Here is a 22,456-nt window from a genome sequence, read left to right as displayed (position 1 = left end):
CGCAACGCGATCTCGGCGGCCGACGTCCGTGGGACCGCCGAGCCGCCGCGCCCCCCACGATCATCACAACCGTACGACTCATCATGACTCCGACCAAATGTAGTTCGCGCCCCGAACTATAGTCGTTCGTGACACGAACTGCAACGGTCGAGTACCAGGTTGTCGGTGCCGCATGGCATGCTGCCTGACATGGCGGGAACCGATCCAGCACTAGTCACCCTGGTCCTCGGCGACGAGGAGCTGCTTGCCGAGCGGGCGGTGGGCGCCGTCGTCGCGGCGGCGCGGGCCGGCGATCCCGGGGCCGAGGTGCATGATCTCGTCGGCGGAAAGGTCGCCACCGGCGAGCTGACCCAGCTGACCTCGCCCTCGCTCTTCGGCGACCGCTCGGTGGTCGTCATCCGCTCGGCGCAAGACCTGCCGAAGGACGTCATCACCGAGGTGGTGTCGTACACGAAGCAGCCCTCCGACGACACGGTTCTCGTGCTGGCGCACCCGGGTGGGGTGAAGGGGAAGGCGCTGGTCGACGGGGTGAAGAAGGCCGGGGCCCAGGTGGTGACGATCAACAAGGTCACCAAGCCCGGCGAGCGGCTGGAGTTCATCAAGGGAGAGGTCAAGCGGGCCGGGCGGAACATCGCGGGTGACGCGGCCCAGGCGTTGCTCGACGCGGTGGGCAACGACCTGCGGGAGCTGGCGGCGGCGTGCAGCCAGCTCGCGTTCGACACCGAGGACAAGACGATCAGCGCGGCGGCCGTGGCGCGCTATCACAAGGGCCGGGCCGAGGTCACCGGCTTCAACGTGGCCGACTCGGCGATCGAGGGGCGCCTGGCCGAGGCCCTGGAGCAGTTGCGCTGGGCTCTGAGCACCGGCGTCGCCCCGGTGCTGCTGGTGAGTGCGCTGGCCGGCGGGCTGAGGTCGCTGGCCAAGGTGGGGAGTGCCCCGCGCAACCTGCGCGGGGGGCAGCTCGCCGCCCATGTGGGGATGCCGCCCTGGAAGGTCGACCGGGTCAAGCGCCAGCTGAACGGCTGGGGGCCGGAGGGGCTGTCCCGGGCGATCCAGGCGGTGGCCACCGCGGACGAGCAGGTCAAGGGCGGCGGCGCGGACACGGCCTACGCCCTGGAGCATGCCGTGCAGGTGATCGTCGCCAGCCGTACGGGCCGGTAGCGAACACCCGCACGGCGGCGGCGCTCCTCAGGCGAGGCGTAGGGCGCGGAAGAACGTGGTGATGTCGGCCGCCAGCTGGGCCGGTTCCTCCAGGGCCATGAAGTGGCCGCCCCGGGCCGGGGTGTTCCAGTGGCGCAGGTCGGTCAGGGCACGTTCGGCGAAGCTGCGGGGGAGGCTCGCCACGGAGGGCTCGTGGCTGAGGGTCACGGCGGACGGCACGGTGATCGGCGGCCGGGGCGGGTTGCTCGGCCAGTCGTAGTACGACTTGAACGACGTGCCGATCGAGCCGGTGGCCCAGTAGAGGGTCAGCATGGTGAGCAGGGTGTCGCGGTCGAACCGGGACTCCAGGTCACCGTCGCAGTCGCTCCAGGCGCGCAGCTTGTCCACGATCCACGCGGCCAGTCCGGCCGGTGAGTCGAGCAGGGCGGCGGCGATCGTGTCCGGACGGGTCAGCATGATCTCGCTGTAGCCGCCGTCGCGCTCGTCGTAGGCCGCCTCGGCGTCCAGGAAGGCCTGTTCGTCGGGGGTCAGCGGCGGGACGTCCAGGGACGCGGGGGCGGGCGGGTGGATGAGGTGGATTCCGGTCACCTGGTCCGGATAGAGGGCGCCGAGCCAGCCGACGGCCGCGCCGCCGATGTCGCCGCCGAAGGCCCCGTAGCGTTCGTGGCCCAGGACCTCGGTCATCAGCAGATGCAGCATGCGGGCCATCGCGGGCCGGGTGAGGGGCTCGTCCGGCAGGTCGGAGTAGAGGAAGCCGGGCATCGACGGGATCACGACGTCGAAGGAGTCGCCGGGGTCGCCGCCGTACCGGGCGGGGTCGGCCAGGCGGGCCGCCAGGGGAAGCATCTCCATGAAACTGCTCGGCCAGCCGTGGCAGAGCAGGATGGGCAGCGGCGCGCGGCCGGTGCCGGGGATGCGGACGAAGTGGAGGTCTCGTCCCCGGACGGGGGCTTTGCAGTGGTCCAGCTCGTTGAGGCGGGCTTCCTGGGCGCGGAAGTCGAAGCCGTCGGCCCAGTACGTCACCAGTTCCCGCAGGTAGGCGGGGTCGGTTCCGCCCTCCCAGGGGCGGTGGTCCAGCGAGCGGGTGAATCTGGCGTTGCGGAGACGGGTGCGCAGGTCGTCGAGTACGTCGTCGGGAACCTCTATGCGGAACGGCGTCACGGCCATGTGGGCTCCGAGGTCGGAAGTGTCATCCCAGCATGGGTATCACCGGACGCCCGCCCGCCTCAATGCAATTGATGGGGGTTCGTCTCCACGTAGAGCAGGAGCTGTTTGAGCAGGTTGTCCAGGGTGTCCTGGTCGTCGGGGGAGAGGGCGTTCACCATGGCCGTCTCCAGCACGGCCAGGACGGCCATGGCCTCCATCCAGAGGTCGTGCCCCTTGGGCGTGAGCTCGATGTCCACGCGACGGCGGTCCTCGGTGCTGCGGACGCGGCGTACCAGACCTGCCTTCTCCAGCGTGTCGAGGCGGCCCGTCATGCCGGCGGGGGAGAGCAGCAGCTCGGCGGCCAGCTCGGTCGGGGTGGCGGTGCCGTTGTGGGCGGCGAGCCGGTGGAGCGTCTGGAACTCGAAGTCCTGGACGCCGGTCTGGGCCAGCGCGGCCGCCTTGGCGTGGCCGAGGTGTTTCACCAGCGACTGCATGCGGGTCACGATGCCCTCCACCCGCTCGTCGAAGGGCGCCTTGCCGCGCCAGCGGGCCAGATGACGATCGACGGAGTCCTCCACGGCACAGGATCATACGCCAACAAGTAATTTGTTGACGAATCATTCGCTGACGAAATACCTTCCTGGTCATGTCGTTCTCGTTGTTCGCCGGACCCAGGAACCGGCTGCTGGCCGGACGCTGCATGTCCGCGCTGGCCACAGCCATGATCCCCACCACGCTGACCCTGGCCGTGCTGCGCGCCACGGGGTCGGGGGAGGCGCTGGGGCTGGTGCTGGCCTGCGAGATGGTGCCGCTGTTGTTGCTGCTGCCGGTCGGCGGCGTGCTGGCCGACCGCGTCCGGCCCGGACGGGTCGTGCTGCTCGCCGACCTCACGCGATGCCTGGCCCAGGGGCTCATGGCGGTCGAGCTGCTGGCCGGGGTGGCTCGGATTCCCGACCTCGCCGTGTTGTCGGCGGTCTCGGGGGCGGCGATCGCGTTCGGGAGTCCGGCCGTGCCGCGGCTGGTGGTGGCGGTGGTGCCAGGCCCGGACCGGTTGCGGGTGAACGCCCGGATCGGCGTGGTGACCAGCGTGTCGGCCGTCCTGGGGCCGGCGCTCGCGGGGACGCTCACGCTGGCCGCCGGGCCCGGGTGGGCCGCTGGGGGCACGGCGATGTTGTTCGCGTGCTCGGCGCTGACGCTCGGCGGGGTCCGTACGGCTGCCGGGGGCGCAGGGCGCGAGAAGGTCGTGCAGGAGCGGGAGGCGGTCCCCGGCGGGGAGGCCGGTCGGCGGTGGGGGGTCGGGTTCGGACGGGAGCTGGTCGAGGGGTTCGGGGAGGTCAGGAGGCGGCCGTGGTTCCTGGCCTGTGTCCTGTCGCACGGCGTGTGGCACTTCATGGCCGGGTTGTTCCTCACCCTGGGGCCGGTGGCGGCCGTGCAGCGGCTGGGAGGCGAGACCGGTTGGATGATCATCGTGCAGAGCGGCACGGTCGGGCTGCTGGCGGGGGTGCTGGTCGCGCCGCGGTTGCCGGTGCGCAGGCCGCTGGTCGCCGTTCAGGTGGGGGCCGCGCTCTATCTGCTGCCGATGGTGGCGTTGCCGGTGGCGGTGGGGTTCGGGCTGTCGGCCGTGGTGGTCGCGGTGGCGTACTTCGTGGCCATGGTGGGGCTCGGGGTGCTCAGCCCGTTGTGGGAGACGGTGGTGGCCGAGGAGATCCCGGAGGGGGCGTTGGGCCGGGTGCGTTCGTTCGACCAGCTCATCTCGTTCGCGGCGCGGCCGGTCGGGCTGGCCGTCGCGGCGCCGCTGGCGGGCGTGACCGGGATGGGGGTGCTGATGGTCACCGGTGGGGTGGTGGTCGCCGTCGCCAACCTCGCCGCCGTGGCGCGCTCGCCCAGGCCCGCGCCCGCTCCGCCCGCCGGTGAGCGGGCGGAGCGGGCAGAGGAGGGGCGGGTCAGGTGAGGGAGGGTTCCCGGACGACGCCGTCGCTGATCTCCAGCACCCGGTCCGCCAGCGTGATCAGGTTGGGGTCGTGCGTGGCGACCAGCGCCGTGACCCCCTCGCTGCGCACCAGCGCGCGCAACAGCTCCATGATCTGCCGCCCGGTCTGCGAGTCGAGCTGCCCCGTCGGCTCGTCGGCCACCAGCAGCTTGGGCCGGTTGCCCAGGGAGCGGGCGATCGCCACCCGCTGCCGCTGACCGCCCGACAGCTCGTACGGCCGCTGGTTCATGTGCTTGTCCAGCCCCACCAGCGCCAGCAGCAGCCGGACCCGCTCCTCCCGCTCGGCGGACGGCACGCGGGCCAGCCGCATCGGCACCCCCACGTTCTCGGCCGCCGACAGCACGGGGATCAGCCCGAACGACTGGAACACGAAGCCCACCACGTCCCGGCGCAGCGCCAGCAGGGCGTCCTCGGACATGGACGTGACCTCGTGCCCGGCGACGACGACCCGTCCGGCGTCCGGACGGTCCAGGCCGCCGATCTGGTTGAGCAGCGTGGTCTTGCCCGACCCCGAACGTCCGCGGACCGCCACCAGCTCGCCGGGGAACACCTCGAAGGACACCTCGCGCAGCGCGACGACCTCCTTGGGCCCGCTCCGGTAGACCTTGCGGACCCCCTCCACCACGACCAGGGGCTCATTGCTCATGGGAGGGCTCCTCTCGGGCGGGCCAGACGCCGATGTGGTCGGATTCGAGTTCGAGGCGCACCCGGCGTTCCATGTCCAGGGCGTTCATGAAGTCGCGGGGGAGCTGCAGGCGGCCCACCCGGTCCAGCACGGCGTACTCCTCGGCGACGATCTGCCCCTCGGCGCCCTCGCGCCGCAGCGTCTCGCTGCTGGTACGTCCGTCGCGGATGCCCACGGTGCGGTCCACCTGCTCCGACACCAGCGGGTCGTGGGTCACGATGACCACGGTCACGCCGAGCTCCCGGTTCGCCTTGCGCAGGGAGTCGAAGACCTGCTCGGACGTCTCGCTGTCCAGCTCGCCGGTGGGCTCGTCGGCCAGGATGAGCTGCGGCTCGTTGGCCAGGGCGACGGCGATGGCGACCCGCTGCTGCTCGCCGCCCGACATCTCGGGCGTGCGGCGGTCGGCGCAGTAGCCGACGCCGAGGAGCTCCAGCAGCTCGCCGGCGCGGGCGCGGCGCGCCCGGCCGCCGCCGGCCAGCTTCATGGGCAGCTCGACGTTCTCCCTGGCGGTCAGGTACGGCAGCAGGTTGCGCGCGGTCTGCTGCCAGATGAAGCCCACCACGGACCGCCGGTAGCGCAGCCGGTCCTTGGCGGTCATCGCCAGCAGGTCGGTGCCCGCGACCCTGGCCACCCCCGCGGTCGGCACGTCGAGCCCCGACAGCACGTTGAGCAGCGTGGACTTGCCCGACCCGGACGCGCCGACGATGGCCACCAGCTCGCCCTTGTCGATCACCAGGTCGAGGCCCTGCAGGGCGACGACCTCGACGCCCTCGGTCTTGTAGATGCGCACCAGGTTGTCGCAGACGATGTGCGCGTCGGCGCCGAACGCGGTCTTCTCCCGCGTGGCCTTGGCTTCCAGCTCTGACAGGGTCGGGTTCATGTGAGGTCCCCCACTCGAAGGACGGCGCCGAGGCTGCGACGGCGGCTGATGGCGGTGTGCGTGTACGCGCCGAGCACGGCCACGACGGCCAGCCCGGCCGCCAGCGCGGTCGGCGTGATCAGGTCTAGGGAGTAGTCGCCGACGGGCAGGTCGCCGGCGTAGGAGGACAGGTCGACGCCCGGCCCGAGCGCCGCGGGCAGCCCGAGGCCGAGCAGCAGGCCGGCCAGGGCGGTCAGCAGGATCATCGGCATGATCTCCAGGACGGTGAGCCGCTGCGCCTGCCGGTCCGACAGGCCCAGCGTGCGCAGGAACGACAGCGCCCTGGCCCGGTCGGCCGCGCCGATCACCAGCGAGAGTATGACGGCGACCAGCGCGTACGCGGCCAGCGACACCGTGACCACGACCAGCGTGGTGCGCACGGTGCTGGTCAGCGGGTCGTCCTGGATGGCGGCCAGGGCCAGCGACTGGGACTCCACGGTGCTGAGCGGGACCAGCGGGCGCAGCTGGTCGAGCGCGGGGTTGCCGCGGATGAGCAGGGTGTTCACGGCGGGCCGCACGAGCGAGTCCATCGGCAGGATCATGAACTTGCCCTGGGTGTAGAAGCCGGGCACGGAGGTGATCACACCGCCCTCGGGGACCTTGAGCCGCGACTGCCAGCCGATCTCGTACGTGCCCCGCCCCTTCAGGTCGGGCGAGACGAAGGCGCCGCTCCCGGTGGGCACGCCGATCGGCGCCCCCGCCAGCAGCCGCCGCCACTCGGGCAGGTCCACGGCGATGGCCTCGGCGCGCTCGGCGCCGTACCCGACCTGGACCCGGCCGGTCTGCGCGAGCACGACCTGCTCGACGCCGGCGACCTTGCGCACCCGCTCGATCACGTCGGCCGGGATCTCGACCCGGGACGTGATCTTGACCGGCGCGCCCACCTGCTGCCAGGACGCCAGCCGCTGCGTGCTCACCAGGCCGTCGGAGATCACCGCGGCGAACACCGACACGCCGAGCGCGGGCAGCAGGATCAGCACCGGCAGCACCGACGCGGAGCGTGCCCTGGCCGCCCTGGTCAACCCCAGGAACGGCACGGCACCGGGCCGCCGCGCGGTCAGCCGGACGAGCAGCCGCAACGGGTACGGGTAGCAGCGCAGGATGATCACCGCCGCGGCGAGCGTCAGCGCGATCGGCACCACCAGCAGGAACGGGTCGAACCCGGCCGAGGCGGCCAGCCCGCGGGTGCGCAGCAGGTACGCCCCGGCCAGCGCGAGCACCACGACCAGCACCTCCAGCGTGAGCCGGCGGGCGGACGGGCGGGCGGTGCTGACGTCCGCGCGCTGCTCGTGCAGCGGCACCCGGTGGGTGACCGCCAGCCCGGCGGCGGTGAACCCGACGGCGGCCAGCACCACCAGCAGCGGCCCGACGTGCACGATCGGCAGCACGGGCCCGGGGACGAACCAGGACAGCGCGTACCCGGCGAGCCCGGATGGCACGACGGCGAGCGCGGTCAGCGCCGCGCCGGTGCCCGCCACCTGCACGAGCGACCCGCCACGCGCCCGCGTCAGCGCCAGCGTCTGGTCGAGCCGGCCGGAGAGCAGCTGCACCGCCAGCACGATCACGCCGACCGCGACCAGCAGCAGCCCGCCGAGCACCAGGTACATCACGGTCTGCGCGGTGGACTGGGCGGCCAGGAAGTCCGTCAGCAGCTTGGCCAGCGCGGTCAGCACCCGGTACGGGCTGTACGAGCCCGACGCCTGCAACCCGATCACCCGCTCGAACTCGCTGAGTGCCGCCTGGACGTCGGTCGCGGCCAGCGCGTCGGCCTTGTCCGGGGCGATGGGGAGCACCCAGTAGTAGGACAGGTTGCGCCCGTCGCCGCTGAGCGCGGTCAGCCCGTCGTCGGACATGATCGTCGTGATGTGCTTCTCGAACTCCAGCTTGCCCGGCGGCAACATCCTGGTGACGGTCAGGATGTCGCTGTTGTGGCTCCAGTAGCGGTCGTCGGCCTTCTTGGCCCTGAACGCGCCGACCAGCTTCACCGCCACGTAGTGGCTCTCGCCGAGCACCTTGACCTGGCCGATCTTCAGGTCCATCGCGGTCAGCGCGGACTCGACCAGGCCCACCTCGATGAGCGGGATCGTCTCGCCCTCGAAGCGCATGGTCGAGGGCTTGCCCGGCGCCTGCCCCTGGACCCAGTCCACCCGCCGGTCGGCGTCGGACAGCCAGCCGAGGTTCATGAACATGGTGCCGCCCGAGCCGTGGATCGGGGTGACCTCGGTCTTGGCGCTCATGTGGCTGTCGCCCGTGCCGGCGGGCACCACCAGCGGCCGCAGCGCCGGGGGCAGGAGCTGACGCCAGCGCCGGTCCCTGGACTCGAACTGCTCGCGCTCGTGCAGGTCCTCTTCCTTCGACATCGACCCGACGGTCACGGTCAGGTCGGCCTGCTCGGCGGGCGCGGTCCTGAGCGCCTCGCGCAGCGCCTGGTCGAACGACGACTGCATCGCCCTGGGCAGCCCCGCGACGAGCAGGCAGGCGCTCAGCGTCAGCACGAAGAGCACGGCCACCGCGCCCAGGTGCGTACGGGCCAGCAGCGGGATCCTCACTGTTCCTCCCGAATGCCGAGACCCTGCCTGCGCAGGTTGCGCGCCAGTCCGGCGACGATGGCGAGCAGCACGGCGGCCACTCCGGCGAGCATGGCGCCCGTGGCGCCCCACGGAATGTCGAGCACCACGCCGGGGGTGACCGCCGACGCCTGCCCGGTCAGCACGATGTGCGGCACCACGAGCATGCCCACGACCACGGCCAGCCCGGTCCCGGCCGCCAGTGACAGCGCGATCACGAACGTCTGCTCGATGGCCAGCATCCCGAACATCTGCCGGGAGTTCACGCCGAGCGCCCGCAGGATCGCGAACTCGTTCATCCGCTCGCGGGCCGCGACCGCCGCGTTGACCAGGAAGCCGAGCGCCGCGAACACCAGCGCCGCGAGGAAGCCCAGCATCAGCGCGCCCTGGAGGCCGCTGGCCAGCGGGTCGTCCTGCATCTTGGCGGCCAGGGCGCGCTGGTCGATCGCGGTGACGTCCCATGCGGGGCGGCTGGTGAGCGCCGCCGCCGCCCGGCCGTCCGGGGTGGCGAGCCACCACTCGGTGGCGGGCCTGGGCAGTTGCGCCGCCGCCAGATCCTGCGCCTGCATCGTCCCCCAGTCGGCCAGTACGGCGTGTTGCCCGGCGGTCGTCGTCGGCATCGTCTCCACGACGGCCACGACCTTGACGTCCATCACTCTGCGGTCGATGCTGGCCCGTCCCACCTGGCCGACGCCCAGCTTGAGCGACTCGGACAGGCCGGCGGTGAGCACCACGGGCAGCGGCCCCTGAGCCGGCGGCGACCCGAAGACGGCCGTCGCGGGCTGCCGCCCGGCCGCCTTCACCGACATGGCGGGCGCGGTCACCGGCCGCCCGTCGGCGCTGATCCCGGTCACCGTCAGACTCCCGCTGCCGGAGGCCGGCGCGCTCACGACCAGCCCGCGCAACGACAGCGGGTACGTGATCTTCCCGCTCCGTCCCGCCAGCGCCGCGAGGTCCACGTCGAGGGTGTTCTCGCCCTTCTTCAGCACGCCCAGCGACACGTCGCGCCACACCCCGAGCGCGTCGGACAGGACCAGCCGCACCGGCAGGTCGTCGTCGGCCGTGGCGCGCAGGGTGAGCGCGGCCGGCTGTCCCGGCAGGTCCAGTTTGCCCGCCTGCGGCCCGGTCAGCGCCCGGGAGATCTCCGCGACGGGCCGGTCGGCCAGGTCGGGACGGAGCTGGAACAGCGTGCCGAGCTTGGCCGCGTCGATCCCGATGAGGATGGCGTTCTCGCTGCTGACCTCGGTCTGGCCGCGGAAGACGGGCGAGGCGGCGGTCACGCCGGGCAGGGCGGTGAACGCCGTGCCGCGGCCCAGCGGGCCGAGCTCCGGGGCGTCCGGCGGGCCGGACAGGCGCAGGTCGGCGCCGGCCTGGTGGCGGGCCTGGTCGAGCTGGGAACCACGCCAGGTGGCGGCGGTGGCCATGGACACGATGCCGATGGCGATGGCCATGGTGAGCAGCAGCGCGGGGCCGGCGTACTTGAGCGGGCGCCTGCTGACCTGCCACGCGCCGAGCGCCGGGGCGAGGGACGGGCGCCTGGAGGTGATCCGCTCGGCCACCGCGGAGATGCGCGGGACCAGCCGCAGGCCGAGCATGCCGCCGGTGAGCAGGGCCAGCGCGGGACCGGAGATGATCAGCGGGTCGATGCCGAGCCCGCCGCCCGCGGTCGTGGTGACCGGCGCGCCGTAGTGCTGGAGCTGCCAGATCGCGAGGCCGGCCACGACCAGCAGCGCGACGTCGGCGCCCGCGCGCTGGATCAGCCCGCGCCCGCCGCCGCGCCCGCGCGCCGACTGCTCCTCCACGTACGTGCGCCGCGCGCCCGCCAGCGCGGGCAGCACCAGCAGCACCGCGGAGGCCACGGCCACGGCCACCGACACCAGGAAGGTGCCCAGGCCGACCGAGGGGTCGAGCCGCACGCCCGACGCCTTGATCCAGGGCAGCCGGCTCACCAGCCCGAGCAGCGGCGGCCCGAGCAACGGCGCGACGATCGCGCACGGGAGCGCGACCAGCATCGCCTCGCCCCCGGCCAGCGCGGCCAGCCGCAGCGTGCCCGCGCCGCGCGAGCGCAGCAGCGCGACCTCCATGCGCCGGTGGTCGGCCAGCAGCCGCGCGGTGAGCATCAGCGCGTACGCCGCCAGCAGCAGCAGTTGCAGCACTGGGATCAGCATGGTGGAGCGGGCCACCAGGGAGGCGGTGTCGAGCTGGGTGAGCATCTCGGGCAGGCGGCTGGTGGTCACGCAGCTCGGGCAGTCGCCGGCCTTCAGGTGCGCGCCCACCTCACCGACCGCCGCGGCCAGCGGGCGCAGCTGGGCCGGCGTCAGCGAGCGCAGGTCGGGCTCGGCGGTCCAGGTGGCGTTCACGTTGGTGGCGAAGCGGCCGATGAACGTCTCGCGCGAGACCATCAGCGGCCCGTACGTGGTGAAGTCGCCGCGTTCGACGCCTCTGCTGAGCAGTGTCTCCCCGGTCCAGCGCTCGCCGAAGGGGTCGTCGAGCTGGAACACGCCGGTGATGCGCACCTGGACGGGCTCCGGCGACAACCGCCCCACGGTGGTCAGCTCCTGGCCGACCTTGAACCCGGCCGCCGAGGCCGCCGACAGCGAGACCGCCGCCTCCACCCGGCCGTCGGCGGCCTTGGGCCAGGCGCCGGAGACGAGCTTGGCGTGCTGGTCGAGGCCGTCGTAGCTGCCGAACCTGAGCAGCTCGGGCCGCTCCTGCTGCTCCTGGCCGGGCATGGCGTAGGAGTCGGAGCGGAAGCTCGTGGTGAGCGCCGGCGCCTTGGTGTACGCCTTGGCCAGCTCGGCGCGCACCGCCCGGTCGTAGACGGGGAACGTCTTGTCCGTGACCGGCGCGCTGATCGTCGCGGACGTCTGGCGCAGGGAGGCGGTCTCCATCGTCCTGCGCACGCCGGCGTCGGCGATGGAGGAGGCGTACATGGTGAGCGCCACCAGCGTGGTGGTGGCGAGCAGGATCGAGCCGAACGCGGCCAGGAGGAGCAAAGGCTCGCTGAACGCCCGTTTGACGACCAACGGCCCCCGCATGTGTCCCCCTTCGTCCGTTTAGGTGAACCCTCACGGAGAGGGCGGACGGGAGGCAAGGTGATCTTGTTAAGGGATGCTCAGCCGATACCCCGCGGCGATGCCGATGTGATATCGAAACTGTGACAAGAAGTGCACAAAACCAAGAACGCCGCACCCCGGGAAGGAGTGCGGCGTCAGCGCTCGCCCGGGTGTCCGGGCGGCAGGAGCTTACTTGGCAGCCAGAGCGGCAGCCTGCTTGGCGATCGCCGACTTGCGGTTGGCGGCCTGGTTCTTGTGGATGACGCCCTTGCTGACGGCCTTGTCGAGCTGGCGGGCGGCGACGCGCTGCAGCGCCGCGGCCTGCTCGACGTCGCCCTGCTCGGCGGCCTCGCGGAACTTGCGGACGGCCGTCTTCAGAGAGGACTTGACCGCCTTGTTGCGCAGACGCGCCTTCTCGTTCTGCTTGTTGCGCTTGATCTGGGACTTGATGTTCGCCACGAAGAAGCCTCGGTGAAAGTCTAAGGATGGATGGGGCGCGCGGGCTCGATGAGAGGGCGCGCCACACGCAAGTGAACAGGGTACCAATAACCCAGGTGGCTGCTCAAATCAACGCCCCGGGTGTTCTCAGTTTAGGCCAGCCAGCGGGTCATGTACTCCGTCCAGTCCTCTTCGGTGGCGGCGAAGTCGACGTACAGGGCCAGGCCGAAGCGTTCGCGGCGGCCATGGCCGGACAGGGCCAGCCGGGCGCCCTCGGCGGCCATCGCCACGCTCTCGGCGGCGTCCAGCCAGGGCAGGCCGTGGTCGTGGTAGGCGGGGGCGCCGACGAACAGGGACTTGCCCTCCGGGACGAGGTCGAGGGCGAGCGCGGCCTGCCTGGCCACGTAGCCGCCGTAGAGGGACTGGGCGGGCGCCCCCGAGTCGTACGTCATGATCGCGACCTGGTCCACCCGGTTCACGACCTCCTGGAAGTAGCCCTGCGACCAGTATTTGTCGTGGCCCAGGACGAGCCTGCCCGCCGGGCGCATGAGGGGATAGGGCTCGATCTGCGGGGTCGAGGTGGACAGCAGCTTCGTGTGCGTCCTCGTCCGGTCCAGCAGGTCGAGGAACTCCTTGTCGCCGTCGCCGATCGGCTCGAAGTTGTAGTGGACGCCGTCGTAGCCCGCCTTCATGACGGCGGCCACGCCGGCCAGGACGTTCGCCCGGGACCGGGCGTCGTCGAGGTCGAGGCCGTTCTTGACGGACTGGCCCAGCCAGGCGGAGACGCGGACGCCGGGCAGGTGCCGATGCATCCAGGTCACGAAATCTGCGGCTTTGGGGTACTTGGCGGGATCAAGGCGGCCGTCCCACTCGAACGGGCCGGAATGGACGTACACGTCCTTGATTCCGGTGGTGCGCAGACGGACGGCGAGTTGTTCCACGTCCCGCTCCGTACGGCGGCCGTCGACCCAGGCGTGGCCGAGCCAGAGGGCGTCGTTGCCGGTGCTCTTCGCCCAGGCCGCCGGGGCACCGGTAAACTGGAGACGGAGCGCGACGGCGAGCAGGCCGGCCAGCGCCACCACGACGGCCAAGGCCAGCGCGACCAGGCGCAGGCCGCGGCGGACGACGGTCCGGATAATCATCTGGGCATGTCACCATGAAAGACGCTTGACCTCAACCCTGTCGAAACGGACTTCGGTGCGCACTCAGCCTGGCCAGACCGACCCCGCGTTGATCCGCAACTTCTGCATCATCGCGCACATCGACCATGGCAAATCGACCCTTGCCGACCGGATGCTGCAGATCACCGGCGTGGTCGACGACCGCTCCATGCGCGCCCAGTACCTCGACCGGATGGACATCGAGCGCGAACGCGGCATCACGATCAAGTCGCAGGCCGTGCGGCTGCCCTGGGACGGCCACGTCCTCAACATGATCGACACCCCCGGGCACGTCGACTTCACCTACGAGGTGTCCCGGTCGCTGCAGGCGTGCGAGGGCGCGATCCTGCTGGTCGACGCCGCGCAGGGCATCGAGGCGCAGACCCTGGCCAACCTCTACCTGGCCATGAACGCCGACCTGCACATCATCCCGGTGCTCAACAAGATCGACCTGCCCGCGGCCCAGCCGGAGAAGTTCGCCGAGGAGCTGGCCGGCCTGATCGGCTGCGACCCCTCCGACGTGCTCAAGGTGTCGGGCAAGACCGGCGTGGGCGTGCGCGAGCTGCTCGACCACGTGGTGGCGACCGTCCCGGCGCCCGTGGGCCAGGCCGACGCCGCCGCGCGGGCGCTGATCTTCGACTCCGTCTACGACACCTACCGCGGCGTCGTGACGTACGTCAGGGTCATCGACGGCCATCTGAGCAAGCGCGAGCGCATCCTCATGATGTCCACCAACGCCACGCACGAGACGCTGGAGATCGGCGTCATCTCGCCCGAGCCCAAGCCCGCCGAGCGCGGCCTCGGCGTCGGCGAGGTGGGCTACCTGATCACCGGCGTGAAGGACGTGCGCCAGTCGCGCGTGGGTGACACCGTCACCTCCTCGGTCAAGCCCGCCAAGGAGATGCTGGCCGGCTACGAGCACCCCAAGCCGATGGTGTTCTCCGGGCTCTACCCGATCGACGGCGACGAGTACCCCGAGCTGCGCGAGGCGCTCGACAAGCTCCAGCTCAACGACGCCGCGCTGATCTACGAGCCGGAGACCTCGGCCGCGCTCGGCTTCGGCTTCCGCGTCGGCTTCCTCGGCCTGCTGCACATGGAGATCGTGCGCGAGCGGCTGGAGCGCGAGTTCGGCCTGTCGCTGATCTCCACCGCGCCCAACGTGGTCTACCGCGTGGTCATGGAGGACGGCAAGGAGCTCACGGTCACCAACCCGTCCGAGTTCCCGACGGGCGGCAAGATCGCGCAGGTCTTCGAGCCGGTCACCAAGTCCACGATCCTGGCGCCGGCCGAGTTCATCGGCGCCATCATGGAGATCTGCCAGGGGCGGCGCGGCCAGCTCCTCGGCATGGACTACCTGTCCGAGGACCGCGTCGAGATCCGCTACACGCTGCCGCTCGGCGAGATCATCTTCGACTTCTTCGACCAGCTCAAGTCGCGCACCCGCGGCTACGCCTCGCTCGACTACGAGCCCGCCGGCGAGCAGGAGGCCGAGCTGGTCAAGGTCGACATCCTGCTGCAGGGCGAGGCCGTCGACGCCTTCAGCGCGATCGTCCACAAGGACAAGGCCTACTCCTACGGCGTCGACATGGCCAAGAAGCTGCGCGAGCTGATCCCGCGGCAGCAGTTCGAGGTGCCGATCCAGGCCGCCATCGGCGCCCGGGTCATCGCCCGCGAGAACATCCGGGCCATCCGCAAGGACGTCCTGGCCAAGTGTTACGGCGGTGACATCTCCCGTAAGCGCAAGCTGCTGGAGAAGCAGAAGGAAGGCAAGAAGCGGATGAAGATGGTCGGCCGCGTCGAGGTGCCCCAGGAGGCCTTCGTCGCCGCCCTGTCCACCGACTCCAGCGCCGCCGCCGACAAGGGCAAGAAGTAGCCGCTACAGGCCCAGCACGGCGGGCGTTCGCGCGAGCGCCCGCCAGCGCGTGCCCGGATCGGGGAGCAGGCGGCGGGCCCGCAGGTCCATCAGGCCGCCGACGCCGGTCAGCTCGGCGGCCAGCTCGCCGTCCGCGCCCCTGAACTCCTGCCTGATCCGGAACGTCTTCCCTTCGCCCCACTCGAACGCGCAGGTCACCTCAACCTCGTCGCCGGCGCGCAGCTCGCGGTGGAAGCGGATGGTGTTCTCCAGCGTCACCGGACCGACGCCGGCCTCCCGCAGGTCCTCGGTCGAGATGCCGGCCGCGCGCAGGCACTCCCAGCGGGCGTGGTCGCCGTACTGGTGGTAGACCACGTTGTTGAGGTGGCCCTGGGTGTCGAGCTCGTAGCCGCGTACGGCGATGCGTACCGAGAAGGTCATGATCGTTCCTCCAGCCAGGCGTGCGATTTGGCGGTGAGGTAGCGCAGGCCGTCGTCGCCGAGCTCCACCCAGTCGCCGCGGGCCCAGCCGCCCGTGGTCTGGGGGGCGAAGCCGTGCCGCTGGAACAGCGCCGACGCCTCCTTCTGGGTGAGACCGCGGCGGCCCCACTCCGCGATGACCCGGGCCGTGCGCTCGGCCTCGCCCAGTTCCTCGTCGCCCAGGGCGGCGGCCAGCTCCTCCAGGCCGCGTGCCATCAGACGCAGCGAGGCCTGCACGCGGGCGATGTCCATCGGCGCTCCCTCATCGCTGTTCGATTGCTACCGATAGCTTAGCGATGGCAGCGGATACCCTGAAAGGGTGGAAGTGGTGCGTACGGAACGAATGGTCCTGTCCCGGATCCGCCCGGAGGACCTCGAAGCCGTGCACGAGATCCACTCCGACCCGCGCACGAACGTCTACAGCTCCGCCGGGCCCACCGTCGACCTGGAGGCCAGCCGGGTCATGCTCGACCTGTGGCTGGCCGACTGGGCGGACCGGGGGATCGGCTACTGGGCCGCCCGGCTGACCGAGGGCTCGCAGGTGCTGGGCGTCGGCGGCCTGCGGCACGCGGCCCTGGACGGTGAGGACGTGCTCCACCTGTACTACCGTTTCCGCCCCACCGCCTGGGGCCACGGGTACGCGGTCGAGCTCGCCAGGGCGGCCCTGCGCGTCGGGCGCGACCTGGGCACCGTGGTGGCCCTGATCGGGGACGGCAACGAGCCGTCCCGCCGGGTGGCGGAGAAGGCGGGCCTGCACAGGGAGCGCACGATCCCGTACGGCGGCGTGCCGAGCGACCTCTACGTCGCCTGACCGCTACGTCGCCTGACCGCTACGTCGCCTGACCGCTACGTCGCCTGACCGCTACGTCGCCTGACCGCTACGTCGCCTGACCGCCCAGAGCGGCCTGACCGCTCTGAGCCGGGTCGCGTGTGCCGTCGCCTGGCCGCTCTGAGTTGTTTCCTGAGCCGTCGTCTGGCCGCTCAGAGGCGGGAACGCCCGCCAGGACGGGGCCGCACCAGGACGCCCGCCAGCGCCACCAGGCCCGCCACCGCCTGGGCCGCCAGGAACCCGCCCGGCGCGGCCGGCCCGGTGGCCAGCGCGACCACCGCGGGCAGGCAGCCGAGCAGCGCCAGGTCGGCGCCCGTCGCCGCCCACAACACCGGGCCGGTCGGGACCGCGCCGCCGGGGGTGTCGATGACCGGCATCGAATGGTCGACCGGCCCCCTCCTGGCCATCCGCAACGCGCCGGCCGCGAGCGCGGGCGCAGTGAGCAGCCCTAACACCCACGTGCCGGACGGAAGGCCGCCCACCGCCGCGACACCGGCCAGGGCCAGGGCCGCCCACACGCCACCCAGCAGGCCGGGCAGCAGCGCCCGCGCCGCCAGCGCCGGACGCCGGCCCACGCCGGTCAGCCGGGCCAGGGCGGGGTTGTCGGCGTCCCGGCGCGCCCCGGACGTGCCGGACGCCGCCACCGCCAGCGCCCCGCCGAGCACGACCAGCCCGAGAGCCGCCGGAGCGGCGCCCGCCTGGGCGAACACGGCGGGCAACGCCGCGCTCGCCGCCGTGGCCGCCAGCCGCCAGGGCCGGCGGCCGAGCCGCACCCAGTCCTGCCAGGCCAGCGCGAGCGGCGCGGGCAGCCCCGGCCACGGCCGCGAGGCGAGCTTCCTGGCCCGCCAGTGGTTGTCCTCGGCGATCCAGGTCAGCGCGCCGGGATCGAGGGTGACGGCGGCACTGGCCACGTGCCCGGCCCGGGTGGAGGCGGTCAGCAGCAGACGGGTGGGGATGGCGGCCAGCGACCCCCACGCCCGGCGGGCCAGGACGGCGGCGAGCGCGGCCATGGCCGACGCCGTTGCAGCCAGCGCGGGCAGGGGCGCGTTCGCGGCGGCCGCGAGCGCCGTACGGGCCTGCCCGCTGACGGCGACCACGGCCAGCACCAGGAGCGCGACCAGCACGCCGGTCAGCCACAGGTTCCAGGTCGGGGAGGACTGGGCGAGCATCGCCAGCGCCATGCCCGCCACGCTCGCCGCCGTCGCCACCGCCAGGGCGGCCAGCAGCCGCCACACCAGCGCGCCGGGCGCGCCGAGCGCCGCCAGCAGCCCGATCCCGAGCAGCAGCCCCGCCACCAGCGCGACGACCATGAGCACCCGCCCGGAACGCCCGAGCAGCCGCCGCCGGTCCAGCGGCGAGGTCAGCAACCAGGACGCCTCCGCCGCCGGCACCATCACCGGCCCGGCCGCCCGCGCCAGCGCCAGGCAGCCCGCGAACCCCAGCAGCACCAGGGCGACCCCGGCGCCCATCCGCCCCGGCTCGACCGTCCCGCCCAGGCCGGAGACCACCGAGGACAGCGGCTGCCCGACGACGGCGAGCAGCATGCACAGGCCGAACAGGCTGACGTAACGATCGATCAGCCCGGCCGGGGCGCGCCCGCGCGCCCGGACGAACGCCCGCACCGACCGCACGCTCACCTCGCCCGCGCTCACCGCCCGCCCGCCTTCCCCGTCAGGCCGGTCTCCCGGACGACGGCGTCGTGGCCGCTCATGCGGGCACCCCGGCGGGGGAGACCCGGCGGGCGGCGTCGGCCAGGGCCTGGTCGTGGGTGGCCATCACCACGGTGCCGCCCTCGCCGGCGTACTCCTCCAGCAGCTCCCCGAGCCGGACGCGGAAGGCCGCGTCGAGGCCGCGTTCTGGCTCGTCGAGCAGCAGCAGCGTGCTCGGCCTGAGCAGCGTGGCGGCCAGGCAGAGGCGCTGGCGCTGGCCGGTGGACAGGTTGAGCGGCGGCGCGTCGGCCCGCTCGGTCAGCGCGAACTCCTCCAGCGCCGAGTCCACCGTCATGCGCGCCTCGGCGTACACGGCGCCCATGAGCTCCAGGTGCTCGCGCGCCGTCAGCCCCGGGTACCAGGCGGGCTCGTCGCCGAGCAGCGCAACGCGGCGCCAGAAGGGCGCGTCGTCGGCGGGCTCGGCGCCGAACACGCGGACCTCGCCGGAGGTGGCGGGCTGGAGGCCGGCCAGGCAGCGCAGCAACGTGGACTTGCCCGATCCGTTGGGCCCGACGACCGCCACGACCTCACCCGGCTCGACGGCCAGGTCGAGGCTCCGGAGCACGGGATTGCCCCCGAGCTCGACGGACAGGTCCGCGACTTCGATGATCAAACCGCTCACCGTTCGAGCGTAGCCACCCCACCGGCCGCCCGCGCGACCGGTCTCCAGGGCCTTCCCGGGGCCTTCCCCCCGCCTTCCCGGGGCCTTCCCGGGGCGGGAGAGCCGATTCTGTCGGTGCCGGTCGCTACCTTTGCTGTTCCCGAACACCAGTGCTACTGGAGGGTGACGTGATTGCTTCTGAGCGATTCGAGCGTGCCGCTGTGCTGGGGGTGGCCGTGGCGGAGGAGACCAGGCGGCTGCTGCGGCTTCACCTGAGACCCGCCGAGGTGGGCGGCGACGGCAGGGTGGTGGTCGACGTGCCCTATCCCGACGCGGCGGTGGTGGCGGCGCTGCTCGACGTCGCGGCCGAATGTTTCGGCGAACGCGGCGGCTCGGTCGAGGAGACCAGGCAGGCGGCCCTGGAGACCCTGTTACAGCTGGCCGAGTTCGACGCCGAGTCGCAGCTCGCCCGGGTGGCGCCGGAGCCCGGCGACAGGCCCGGGTGACGGCTCGGCGAACAGACCGAATAGGCACATGTCCGTACTTCTCTGTTGGTAGGGCGAGAAAGGCGGAAAAATCGGTGCGTCGCGGGCCCGTCCGTCCGCTACCGTCGCGGCATGCGCATCCTCTCCGTCAACGTCGGGCTGTCGTCCGACGCGGAATGGGCCGGCAAGCTCGGCCGTACGGCGATCGACAAGCGGGCCGTGCCCCACCGGGTGGAGGTGCTGCGCAACGGCCTGGCCGGCGACGAGCGGGCCGACACGCCCAACCACGGCGCCCCCACCCACGCCGTCTACGCCTACGCCCGCGAGGACTACGACTGGTGGCAGGGCGAGCTCGGCCGCGACCTGCGCGACGGCCGCTTCGGGGAGAACCTGACCACCGCGGGCCTCGACGTCAACGGCGCCCTCGTGGGCGAGCGGTGGCGCGTCGGCAGCGCCCTGCTGGAGGTCACCGGCCCGCGCATCCCCTGCGTGGTGTTCCGCAACTGGATGGACGAGCCGGGCTGGCTCAAGCGCTTCACGCGCGCCGCGCGGCCGGGCGCCTACCTGGCCGTGGTCGAACCGGGCGAGCTGGGCGCGGGCGACGAGGTGGAGATCGTCTCGCGCCCGGAGACCGGGATGACCGTGGCGGACGCCTTCCGCGCCCGCCACGGCGACGCCGACGCGCTGGCCCGGGTGCTCGCGGTCCCCGGCCACGCCCCGGAATGGGACGAGCTGGCCGCGCGCGCGGGCCGGGCGAGCGACTAGGGACCGCCCACCCGGCCGGGCGTCCGTCTGGAGAACCGCCCACCCGGCCGGGCGTCCGTCTAGCGCAGGACGGTGTACAGGGCCGAGGTGAGGGAGGCGCGGGCGTCGTCCTGGTCGATCGACCACATCATCGAGCCGCCCAGGCCCTTGAGCCGGATGTAGGCCGCCTTCTCCAGCAGCGACGCCGGGTCGTCGTAGGACCAGAACTCGTTGCCGTCGTAGAGCCACATCGCGCCGGTGCGCACGTCCCGGTAGCGCTTGCCGGGCTTGGCGGCCAGGTCCTTGTAGTCCTCGCTGCCCGGCCCCCACTTGCCGGCGGCCGGACCGGTCGCGGGCTGCCAGAGGCCGTCGCCGCCGCCGGTCACGCCGGTCCAGCCCTGCCCGTACGCGGGCACGCCCACGACGATCTTGCGGCCGGGCGCGCCGCGCGACAGGTAGTCGCGGACGGTCTGGTCCACGCTGTACCTGACGGGGTTGGGGTCGCGCCGGTCGTTGAACAGGTTCCCGTTGTGCCCGGTCCGCGACTCCCAGGTGCCGTGCAGGTCGTACCCCTGGACGGTGGCGAAGTCGAGCGACCGGAACACCCGGCGCACCTCGAACCCGGCGTCGATCTTCGCGGCGGCGGCCGGGAGGAAGGCGGTGAGCTGGGAGCTCGCCGAGAAGGCCCGGAGCTGGGCGCGCAGTTCCTCGACGAAGAGGGTGAAGTTGCGCCGGTCCTCGGGCCTGATCACGTTCCCGTCGTTGCCCGCCGAGCCCGGCCACTCCCAGTCCAGGTCGACGCCGTCGAACACGCCGGCGCCCGCGCCGGGCTCCAGGCCCGGCAGGTTGCCGCGCAGCCACAGGTCGACGCACGACCGGGCCAGCGCGGACCGCGACTCGGCGGTGAGCACGGCGTCGGAGAAGTACTTGGACCCGGTCCAGCCGCCGAGCGAGATCAGCACCTTGAGGCCGGGGTGCTTGGCCTTGAGCTTGCGCAGCTGGTTGAGGTTGCCGTTGAGCGCCTGGCCCGGCTGGTCGGCGACGCCGTCCACGCTCTGCTCGGCCGGCACCGGGCGCTGCCAGTCGGCCCAGGGGTCGGCCGAGTAGCAGGAGCCTTCGGCGTTGACGAAGCCGAAGGCGTAGTTGAGGTGGGTGAGCTTGGCGGCGGCGCCGCTGGTGTCCACGTCCTTGACGTGGTAGTTGCGCCCGTACACGCCCCACTGGATGAAGTAGGCGACCCGCTTGAATCCGGGATGGGCCTCGGCGGGCGCGGACACCGCCGTGAGCCCGAGTAAGAGCGAGAGTGCGAGGACGATCTTCTTCACGGGCGCTCCTGGGGGGTGAACTTATAAGAAACTTTCCTATAAGTTGACGCGATCGTAGAACCGTCACCCCGTGCCGTCAACGACGCGCGACACCTCCTCGGCGCTGGAGAACAGCCGCCACGCCCGCGCCGGGTCGCCGAACAGCGACAGCACCAGATCGGCCACCTCCTGCCTGGTCGCGGCGGCGGCGAGCAGGGTGAGGACGTGCTCGGCCGGCGGCCGCAGGAAGGCGTTCGTCCACGCGACGACCGGCTCGGCCGCCACCCACATGCGCCGGGCCGTCTCCCGCGCGAACGCCGCGTCGTAGGGGCCGCCCGCCGCGATGGCGTCGGCCGCGATCCAGGCGCAGGCCGAGCCCAGGTTCGCGCCCTGCCCGGTGATCGGGTCGTTGGTGACCCAGGCGTCGCCGATCGCCAGCGCCACGCCGCCGCCGGGCAGCTCGGCCACCGCCTCGCGCACGACCGGCGTGATCGCGCCCTGCAACAGGTCCTCCGGCCCGAGCAGCTCGAACGCCGCCGCATCGATCAGCTCGGCCAGGCGCGGCGCGTGCTCGGGCAGCAGGGCGAGCAAGGTCTTGCAGAACTCGTCGGCGGGCACCCGGGCCAGCACGTCGAGCGGCCCGCCGGGAATCGCCTCGACCAGGACGCCGCCATGCACGCCCGACCGCGTCATCATCGCCATGCACAGGATCTCGCCGCAGCCGGGCGAGATGTTGAAGCCGAAGGCCGGCCCGGGATCGAACCCGTGGAACAGCCCGGCGGCCAGGATCCGCTGCGGCGCCTCGTACGGAGACCAGGCCGGAACGCGCGGGAACAGCTCGCGCACCGAGCGCCGCCCGGTGGCCACCACCATCAGCTCGTGGTCGCGCGACCAGTGGGCGACCTGGCCCGCGTCCGGCGGGAGGGGATCGACGACCAGCCGGCCGCCTCTGCTCGTGTAGTCGTCCATGAGCGCCGGCAGCAGCACCCGGAAGTCGACCCCGTGGAACGGCTCGGTCACGCGGCCGGTGAACTCCAGCGGCGGATCGCCCTTGATCGAGAGCCTGCCGCTGACCAGCAGGCAGCCGGGGTCGAGGAAGTGCAGGCTGCCCAGCTCCCGCTCGCGGTCCTGCGCGCGGCCCATCCTGCCGACCGTGTTCGGCAGCCGCCCGCGGCCCAGGTCGGCCGCGTCGCCCTCGCTGTAGAGCGTGGTCGCGACGCCGAGCTGCTGGAGTCGCAGGGCCAGCGTCAGGCCGGAGATCCCCGCGCCCACGATTCCCACGCCCGTCATGTGCCGCCTCCTTCGATGGCTCGGAGCACACCCGTGAGCAG

The 22,456-nt window shown here is 72.5% G+C and carries 20 protein-coding genes; 6 read left to right on the top strand and 14 right to left on the bottom strand.

The window, feature by feature from the left end:
- Positions 1–189 precede the first annotated feature (189 nt).
- Positions 190–1,161 carry a DNA polymerase III subunit delta gene (gene holA, locus ACWEJ6_RS37980; protein ID WP_387672407.1) on the top strand — a complete coding sequence of 324 codons (972 nt, stop codon included), beginning with the start codon at positions 190–192 and terminating at the stop codon, positions 1,159–1,161.
- A 27-nt stretch (positions 1,162–1,188) separates the two neighbouring features.
- On the opposite strand, the gene ACWEJ6_RS37975 is transcribed toward holA, so the two are convergent.
- Together ACWEJ6_RS37975 and ACWEJ6_RS37970 are read right to left on the bottom strand one after the other, a co-directional pair.
- A complete protein-coding gene (locus ACWEJ6_RS37975) occupies positions 1,189–2,328 on the bottom strand; it encodes an epoxide hydrolase family protein (protein ID WP_452430140.1) in 1,140 nt (379 codons plus the stop codon).
- Positions 2,329–2,387: 59 nt separating this feature from the next.
- A complete protein-coding gene (locus ACWEJ6_RS37970; RefSeq protein ID WP_387672412.1) occupies positions 2,388–2,885 on the bottom strand; it encodes a MarR family winged helix-turn-helix transcriptional regulator in 498 nt (165 codons plus the stop codon).
- A 68-nt stretch (positions 2,886–2,953) separates the two neighbouring features.
- Between ACWEJ6_RS37970 and ACWEJ6_RS37965 the strand changes: the two genes are divergently transcribed.
- Positions 2,954–4,258 (top strand): MFS transporter, encoded by a 1,305-nt coding sequence (locus tag ACWEJ6_RS37965; RefSeq protein ID WP_452430138.1) that lies wholly within the window; start codon positions 2,954–2,956, stop codon positions 4,256–4,258.
- Here ACWEJ6_RS37965 and ACWEJ6_RS37960 read toward each other — a convergent pair.
- The 6 genes from ACWEJ6_RS37960 to ACWEJ6_RS37935 form a co-directional block, all read right to left on the bottom strand.
- Positions 4,251–4,943, bottom strand: a complete 693-nt coding sequence (locus ACWEJ6_RS37960; RefSeq protein WP_358291996.1) for an ABC transporter ATP-binding protein — start codon at positions 4,941–4,943, stop codon at positions 4,251–4,253. The genes ACWEJ6_RS37965 and ACWEJ6_RS37960 overlap by 8 nt on opposite strands.
- Complete coding sequence (locus tag ACWEJ6_RS37955; protein ID WP_352352447.1) at positions 4,933–5,862, bottom strand: ABC transporter ATP-binding protein; 930 nt, start codon at positions 5,860–5,862, stop codon at positions 4,933–4,935. The genes ACWEJ6_RS37960 and ACWEJ6_RS37955 overlap by 11 nt, the downstream gene beginning before the upstream one ends.
- Entirely contained in the window at positions 5,859–8,450 is a 2,592-nt protein-coding gene (locus ACWEJ6_RS37950; protein WP_452430135.1) for an FtsX-like permease family protein, read from the bottom strand. Before ACWEJ6_RS37950 ends, ACWEJ6_RS37955 begins: the two co-directional genes overlap by 4 nt.
- Positions 8,447–11,506 carry an ABC transporter permease gene (locus ACWEJ6_RS37945; RefSeq protein WP_452430133.1) on the bottom strand — a complete coding sequence of 1,020 codons (3,060 nt, stop codon included), beginning with the start codon at positions 11,504–11,506 and terminating at the stop codon, positions 8,447–8,449. The genes ACWEJ6_RS37950 and ACWEJ6_RS37945 overlap by 4 nt, the downstream gene beginning before the upstream one ends.
- 207 nt (positions 11,507–11,713) lie before the next feature.
- Complete coding sequence (gene rpsT, locus ACWEJ6_RS37940; protein WP_106235424.1) at positions 11,714–11,983, bottom strand: 30S ribosomal protein S20; 270 nt, start codon at positions 11,981–11,983, stop codon at positions 11,714–11,716.
- 131 nt (positions 11,984–12,114) lie between these two features.
- The gene (locus ACWEJ6_RS37935; protein WP_452430130.1) at positions 12,115–13,104 is read right to left on the bottom strand and encodes a hypothetical protein; all 990 of its coding nucleotides are present in this window, start codon (positions 13,102–13,104) and stop codon (positions 12,115–12,117) included.
- A gap of 55 nt (positions 13,105–13,159) precedes the next feature.
- Here ACWEJ6_RS37935 and lepA point away from each other — a divergent pair, with 55 nt between their 5' ends.
- Positions 13,160–14,995 (top strand): translation elongation factor 4, encoded by a 1,836-nt coding sequence (gene lepA, locus ACWEJ6_RS37930; RefSeq protein ID WP_452430128.1) that lies wholly within the window; start codon positions 13,160–13,162, stop codon positions 14,993–14,995.
- A gap of 3 nt (positions 14,996–14,998) precedes the next feature.
- Here lepA and ACWEJ6_RS37925 read toward each other — a convergent pair whose 3' ends face one another.
- The gene (locus ACWEJ6_RS37925; protein WP_452430126.1) at positions 14,999–15,415 is read right to left on the bottom strand and encodes an acyl-CoA thioesterase; all 417 of its coding nucleotides are present in this window, start codon (positions 15,413–15,415) and stop codon (positions 14,999–15,001) included.
- The gene (locus ACWEJ6_RS37920) at positions 15,412–15,705 is read right to left on the bottom strand and encodes a hypothetical protein (RefSeq protein ID WP_364343244.1); all 294 of its coding nucleotides are present in this window, start codon (positions 15,703–15,705) and stop codon (positions 15,412–15,414) included. The genes ACWEJ6_RS37925 and ACWEJ6_RS37920 overlap by 4 nt, the downstream gene beginning before the upstream one ends.
- A 76-nt stretch (positions 15,706–15,781) precedes the next feature.
- Between ACWEJ6_RS37920 and ACWEJ6_RS37915 the strand changes: the two genes are divergently transcribed.
- Positions 15,782–16,264, top strand: a complete 483-nt coding sequence (locus tag ACWEJ6_RS37915; RefSeq protein WP_452430123.1) for a GNAT family N-acetyltransferase — start codon at positions 15,782–15,784, stop codon at positions 16,262–16,264.
- Positions 16,265–16,434: 170 nt separating this feature from the next.
- Here ACWEJ6_RS37915 and ACWEJ6_RS37910 read toward each other — a convergent pair whose 3' ends face one another.
- Positions 16,435–17,934: a DUF6297 family protein gene (locus ACWEJ6_RS37910; RefSeq protein ID WP_452430121.1), complete on the bottom strand. Its 1,500-nt coding sequence runs from the start codon at positions 17,932–17,934 to the stop codon at positions 16,435–16,437.
- 55 nt (positions 17,935–17,989) lie between these two features.
- Positions 17,990–18,613 carry a heme ABC exporter ATP-binding protein CcmA gene (gene ccmA, locus ACWEJ6_RS37905; protein ID WP_452430119.1) on the bottom strand — a complete coding sequence of 208 codons (624 nt, stop codon included), beginning with the start codon at positions 18,611–18,613 and terminating at the stop codon, positions 17,990–17,992.
- Positions 18,614–18,780: 167 nt separating this feature from the next.
- Here ccmA and ACWEJ6_RS37900 point away from each other — a divergent pair, with 167 nt between their 5' ends.
- Both ACWEJ6_RS37900 and ACWEJ6_RS37895 read left to right on the top strand, forming a co-directional pair.
- Positions 18,781–19,098 (top strand): hypothetical protein, encoded by a 318-nt coding sequence (locus ACWEJ6_RS37900; RefSeq protein WP_452430117.1) that lies wholly within the window; start codon positions 18,781–18,783, stop codon positions 19,096–19,098.
- A gap of 111 nt (positions 19,099–19,209) precedes the next feature.
- Complete coding sequence (locus ACWEJ6_RS37895; protein WP_452430115.1) at positions 19,210–19,842, top strand: MOSC domain-containing protein; 633 nt, start codon at positions 19,210–19,212, stop codon at positions 19,840–19,842.
- Positions 19,843–19,901: 59 nt separating this feature from the next.
- Here the strand turns inward: ACWEJ6_RS37895 and ACWEJ6_RS37890 are convergent, their stop codons facing one another.
- Both ACWEJ6_RS37890 and ACWEJ6_RS37885 read right to left on the bottom strand, forming a co-directional pair.
- Complete coding sequence (locus ACWEJ6_RS37890; protein ID WP_452430113.1) at positions 19,902–21,146, bottom strand: glycoside hydrolase family 18 protein; 1,245 nt, start codon at positions 21,144–21,146, stop codon at positions 19,902–19,904.
- A gap of 63 nt (positions 21,147–21,209) precedes the next feature.
- Entirely contained in the window at positions 21,210–22,415 is a 1,206-nt protein-coding gene (locus tag ACWEJ6_RS37885) for a styrene monooxygenase/indole monooxygenase family protein (protein WP_452430111.1), read from the bottom strand.
- Positions 22,416–22,456: the final 41 nt, after the last annotated feature.

Source organism: Nonomuraea sp. NPDC004702 (assembly GCF_053601695.1).
This window is presented reverse-complemented; position numbering and strand designations above follow the sequence as displayed.